Annotated in this window: 5 protein-coding genes and 1 pseudogene; all 6 read left to right on the top strand. The window is 41.7% G+C overall.

Going from position 1 to position 5,316, the window contains the following annotated elements; translation table 11 throughout:
• A partial coding sequence (gene tnpB, locus HT719_RS09055) for an IS66 family insertion sequence element accessory protein TnpB (protein WP_172928951.1) occupies positions 1-317 on the top strand: 317 nt, incomplete at its 5' end.
• Positions 311-385: pseudogene (locus tag HT719_RS09050) on the top strand (transposase); the annotation flags it as partial. The gene tnpB and the pseudogene HT719_RS09050, both read left to right, overlap by 7 nt.
• Before the next feature lie 234 nt (positions 386-619).
• The gene (locus HT719_RS09045; protein WP_172928949.1) at positions 620-1,897 is read left to right on the top strand and encodes an ABC transporter permease; all 1,278 of its coding nucleotides are present in this window, start codon (positions 620-622) and stop codon (positions 1,895-1,897) included.
• Between the two features lie 12 nt (positions 1,898-1,909).
• A complete protein-coding gene (gene vex2 / locus HT719_RS09040) occupies positions 1,910-2,557 on the top strand; it encodes an ABC transporter ATP-binding subunit Vex2 (protein WP_000173719.1) in 648 nt (215 codons plus the stop codon).
• A gap of 55 nt (positions 2,558-2,612) precedes the next feature.
• Positions 2,613-3,992, top strand: coding sequence for an ABC transporter permease subunit Vex3 (vex3, locus tag HT719_RS09035; RefSeq protein WP_138702377.1), 1,380 nt, complete (start codon positions 2,613-2,615; stop codon positions 3,990-3,992).
• A gap of 297 nt (positions 3,993-4,289) precedes the next feature.
• Positions 4,290-5,316, top strand: a 1,027-nt coding sequence (locus tag HT719_RS11725; protein WP_240156569.1) for a LysM domain-containing protein, incomplete at its 3' end; no start/stop codon positions are given.

Below are 5,316 nucleotides of genomic sequence, written 5' to 3'. Positions count from 1 at the left end.
ATCTCGTGTGTGGGAAAACGGATATGAGACAAGGCATTGATTCACTGGCTTATCTCATTAAAACCCACTTTGAATTAAATCCCTTTTCAGGTCAAGTCTTTCTCTTTTGTGGTGGACGTAAAGACCGCTTTAAATCCCTTTACTGGGATGGTCAAGGATTTTGGCTACTATATAAACGCTTTGAGAGCGGCAGACTGACTTGGCCCAGTACAGAAAAGGATATCAAAGCTCTCACGCCTGAACAAGTAGACTGGCTTATGAAGGGCTTTTCTATCACTCCCAAAATAAATTCATCAGAAAGTCGTGATTTCTATTGAAAGACGGGCATCTGGTCCTTTCCAATAATCTAGCTGAACGCGCTATTAAATCATTGGTTATGGGACGGAGTAAAAGAGTCCAGTGGACTCTTTTAGCCTAAGAAAAACGTGGACTGATTTTGTGTTTGGATTATGACCTTGAACGACATGCTTTAAAAGTTAGTTGAACCGCCGTATGCCGAACGGCACGTACGGTGGTGTGAGAGGGACTAGAGATTATCCCCTACTCGATATTTTTTTCGTATTTCATAAACATTTCATATTTGGGTTTTATAATAGTCTTACAAATATGGAGGTGACAAATGAATCCAATCCAAAGATCTTGGGCTTATGTCAGCAGAAAACGACTGAGAAGTTTTATTTTATTTCTGATTTTATTGGTCCTATTGGCTGGAATTTCAGCCTGTTTGACGCTGATGAAGTCCAACAAAACAGTTGAAACCAATCTTTACAAATCACTCAATACATCTTTTTCTATTAAGAAGATAGAAAATGGTCAGACCTTCAAGTTGTCAGACCTAGCATCCGTGAGCAAGGTTAAGGGACTGGAAAATGTCTCTCCTGAACTGGAGACGGTCGCAAAACTGAAAGACAAGGAAGCGGTGAGTGGCGAGCAGAGCGTTGAACGTGATGATTTGTCAGCTGCGGACAAGAACTTGGTTAGCTTAACAGCTCTGGAGGATTCATCCAAGGATGTGACCTTTACCAGTTCAGCTTTCAATCTAAAAGAAGGGAGACATCTTCAAAAAGGGGATTCCAAGAAAATTCTCATTCACGAAGAGTTGGCTAAGAAGAATGGTCTTTCGCTTCATGACAAGATTGCCTTAGATGCTGGTCAGTCCGAAGCTGGTAAAGGACAAACAGTTGAGTTTGAAATTGTTGGCATCTTTTCTGGTAAAAAACAGGAGAAATTCACAGGCTTGTCTTCTGACTTCAGTGAAAATCAAGTCTTTACAGACTATGAAAGTAGCCAAAGCCTTTTGGGAAATAGTGAATCTCTAGTCAGTGCAGCGCGCTTCTATGTAGAAAATCCCAAGGAAATGGACGGACTCATGGAGCAGGTGGAAAACTTAGCCTTGGAAAGTCAAGGATACCAAGTTGAGAAGGAAAATAAGGCCTTTGAACAAATCAAAGACTCAGTTGCAACTTTCCAAACCTTCCTGACCATCTTCCTTTATGGGATGTTGATAGCAGGAGCAGGGGCCTTAATTCTTGTTTTGTCTCTCTGGTTGAGAGAAAGGGTCTACGAAGTGGGGATTTTACTGGCACTTGGAAAAGGCAAGACCTCAATCTTCCTACAGTTCTGTTTAGAGGTAGTTTTGGTCTCTCTCGGTGCTTTGCTTCCAGCATTTGCTGCAGACAACGCAATCACATCTTACCTACTCCAAACCCTACTAGCAAGTGGAGAACAGGCAAGCTTACAAGACACGCTAGCTAAAGCAAGCAGTTTATCAACCAGCATCCTATCTTTTGCAGAATCCTATGTTTTTTTAGTTCTGCTTAGTTGCTTATCTGTAGCCCTTTGCTTCCTATTCTTATTTAGAAAATCGCCGAAAGAAATTTTATCATCTATTAGTTAAGAAGGAGAAATCATGACTTTATTACAATTACAAGACCTTAACTACCGTTATAAGAACACTGCTGAGGCAGTCCTATATCAGATCAATTATCATTTTGAACCTGGGAAATTTTACAGTATTATTGGGGAGTCAGGAGCGGGGAAATCCACTCTCTTGTCCCTACTTGCTGGTTTAGATAGTCCTGTTGAAGGTTCGATTCTTTTCCAAGGAGAGGATATTCGTAAGAAGGGGTATTCCTACCATCGTATGCACCATATTTCCCTGGTATTTCAAAATTATAACTTGATAGATTATCTTTCTCCACTGGAAAATATCCGCTTGGTCAACAAAAAGGCAAGCAAGGATACACTACTTGAGCTTGGTTTAGATGAAAATCAGATCAAGCGGAATGTTCTCCAGTTATCAGGTGGTCAACAGCAACGTGTTGCCATTGCTCGCAGTTTGGTCTCAGAAGCTCCAGTTATTCTAGCTGATGAGCCAACAGGAAATCTGGATCCTAAAACTGCTGGAGATATTGTCGAACTGCTCAAATCACTTGCCCAGAAAACAGGTAAATGTGTCATCGTCGTAACCCACAGCAAAGAAGTGGCACAAGCATCAGATATTACACTTGAGTTGAAAGATAAGAAACTGACTGAAACTCGAAATACTACGAAATAATACGAACTTTTTCTGTTCAAACTATAAAATAGAATAAAATCTAGAAAGGGAACCTATGTTACACAACGCATTTGCCTATGTTACAAGGAAGTTTTTCAAATCGATTGTCATCTTCCTGATTATTCTCCTCATGGCGAGCTTGAGTTTGGTTGGCTTGTCGATCAAGGGAGCTACTGCCAAGGCTTCTCAGGAGACTTTTAAAAATATCACCAACAGCTTCTCCATGCAAATCAATCGTCGCGTCAACCAAGGAACGCCTCGTGGTGCTGGGAATATCAAGGGTGAAGACATCAAAAAAATCACCGAAAACAAGGCCATCGAGTCTTATGTCAAACGTATCAACGCTATCGGAGATTTGACTGGATATGACCTCATTGAAACGCCAGAAACCAAGAAGAATTTCACTGCTGATCGTGCCAAACGTTTTGGAAGTAGCTTGATGATCACTGGTGTCAATGACTCCTCTAAAGAAGACAAGTTTGTCTCTGGTTCTTATAAACTAGTCGAAGGAGAGCACTTAACCAACGACGACAAGGATAAAATCCTCTTGCACAAGGACTTGGCAGCCAAACACGGCTGGAAAGTAGGGGACAAGGTTAAACTGGACTCCAATATCTACGATGCAGACAATGAAAAAGGAGCCAAGGAAACAGTTGAAGTGACAATCAAGGGACTCTTTGATGGTCATAATAAGTCAGCAGTAACCTACTCACAAGAACTTTACGAAAACACAGCTATTACAGACATTCACACTGCTGCAAAACTTTATGGATACACAGAAGACACAGCCATTTATGGGGACGCAACCTTCTTTGTAACAGCAGACAAGAACTTGGATGATGTTATGAAAGAGTTGAATGGCATCAGTGGTATCAACTGGAAGAGCTACACACTCGTCAAGAGCTCCTCTAACTACCCAGCTCTTGAGCAATCTATCTCTGGTATGTACAAGATGGCCAACCTCCTCTTCTGGGGTAGCTTGAGCTTCTCAGTTCTCCTCCTTGCCCTCTTGCTCAGCCTTTGGATCAACGCCCGTCGCAAGGAAGTGGGAATTCTCCTCTCTATCGGCCTCAAGCAGGCAAGTATCTTGGGGCAATTCATAACCGAATCTATCTTGATTGCTATCCCTGCTCTAGTTTCTGCTTACTTCCTAGCTAATTACACTGCCCGTGCAATTGGAAACACTGTCCTTGCCAATGTGACTTCAGGTGTTGCCAAACAGGCTAGTAAGGCGGCTCAAGCCTCTAACCTTGGTGGTGGTGCAGAAGTAGATGGCTTTAGCAAGACCTTGTCGAGCCTAGATATTTCTATTCAGACTTCAGACTTTATCATCGTCTTTGTCCTAGCCTTGGTTCTAGTGGTTCTCGTTATGGCGCTTGCTTCAAGCAATCTCCTTAGAAAACAACCAAAAGAGCTTTTGCTGGATGGTGAATAATACTGATGCTAGACTGAAAAATGAGGCTAGCAACTGAAAGTTTTAAAATGATACATGAAGCAGAAAGCAGTGGTGAAAATCATTGCTTTCAGTTGCTTTCTTTGTACTTTAGTGTTAAATATGATATACTAAAGTTATGGAATTTATTAGAAAGGGGTTTCGCAACTTATATATGGAATTGTGCATAAAAATCTATAGATAAATCTGTAGAAGCCTATCCATATCGCAAACATAGGCTAGTAGACCTAGGCAGGGTCTACCTTGGAAAATATAGAATAGTGAGGAAAAATAAATATTATGAGACAAACAAATGTTAGAGGAAGCTTATCCCTCCGTGGTTTTAGAAAATTAAGAACGGGTGCAATTGTTGCGACAGGTGTGATTCTACTGGGGCTAGGCTTTTTATCTCCAACTGTATCAGCCAGTGAACAAGATGGTGTTTGGGTAGCCAGAACAGTTGAGGAAGTGAAAGCTGATATTTTAAATATAGACAATTTATCACACTACACAATTAAGTGGGGAGATACATTGAGTGCTATTAGTGGGGCAACAGGGCTATCTGTTGATAGTTTGGTTGAGATAAATCGTATTGCAAATAGAGATTTGATTTTTGCTAATAATAAATTGTATTTTAGCGAAGAGGCTTTTCTAAAAGATGGAAATACAGAAGTAAAAAGACAGCGAGTGTCGATTGATAATTCTGGTAGTCGTCAAAGTTATGAAGTTGAAACAAAAACAGATACTGTAACTGGTGAACAAAGGACTACTGTTAAACAAACGACACCAGTAGCTGTGGAAATCCCAGCGGCGTCAGCAGAGAAAGCTGAAGAGTCAGTATTGCCGGCATCGAAATCAGAAACCTCAGTCTCAGTTGCGCCAAAAGCCGAAACAAGATCAGAAACTTTACATGCTCCATCTGCAGATACTACAATTGAATCAGGGAACTCAACTGAATCAAGTCCAGTAGTAGACAAGGCCCTTTCAAATATAGGGACAACAAATCAACCTGTAGTTTCAAATCCAAGTTCTGAAGCGCCAGCACCGAAAGTGGAAGAGCCAATGGTATCAGAACCAAAATCGGAAGAACCAGCGCCCCCAGCACCAAAAGTGGAAGAACCAGTGTCACCGGCGCCAAAAGCGGAAGAACCAGCAACACTGGCACCAGAAGTAGAAGAGCCAGCGACCCCAGCACCGAAAGCGGATGAGCCAACGGTATCAGAACCAAAAGCAGAAGCACCCGTATCTCCAGCACCGAAAGTAGAAGAGCCAACGGTATCAGAACCAAAAGCAGAAGCACCAGAGTCACCAGCGCCAAAAGCAGAAG

The sequence above is a fragment of the Streptococcus sp. k-378 genome (assembly GCF_013277505.1).
Lineage (GTDB): Bacteria > Bacillota > Bacilli > Lactobacillales > Streptococcaceae > Streptococcus > Streptococcus pseudopneumoniae.
This window is presented reverse-complemented; position numbering and strand designations above follow the sequence as displayed.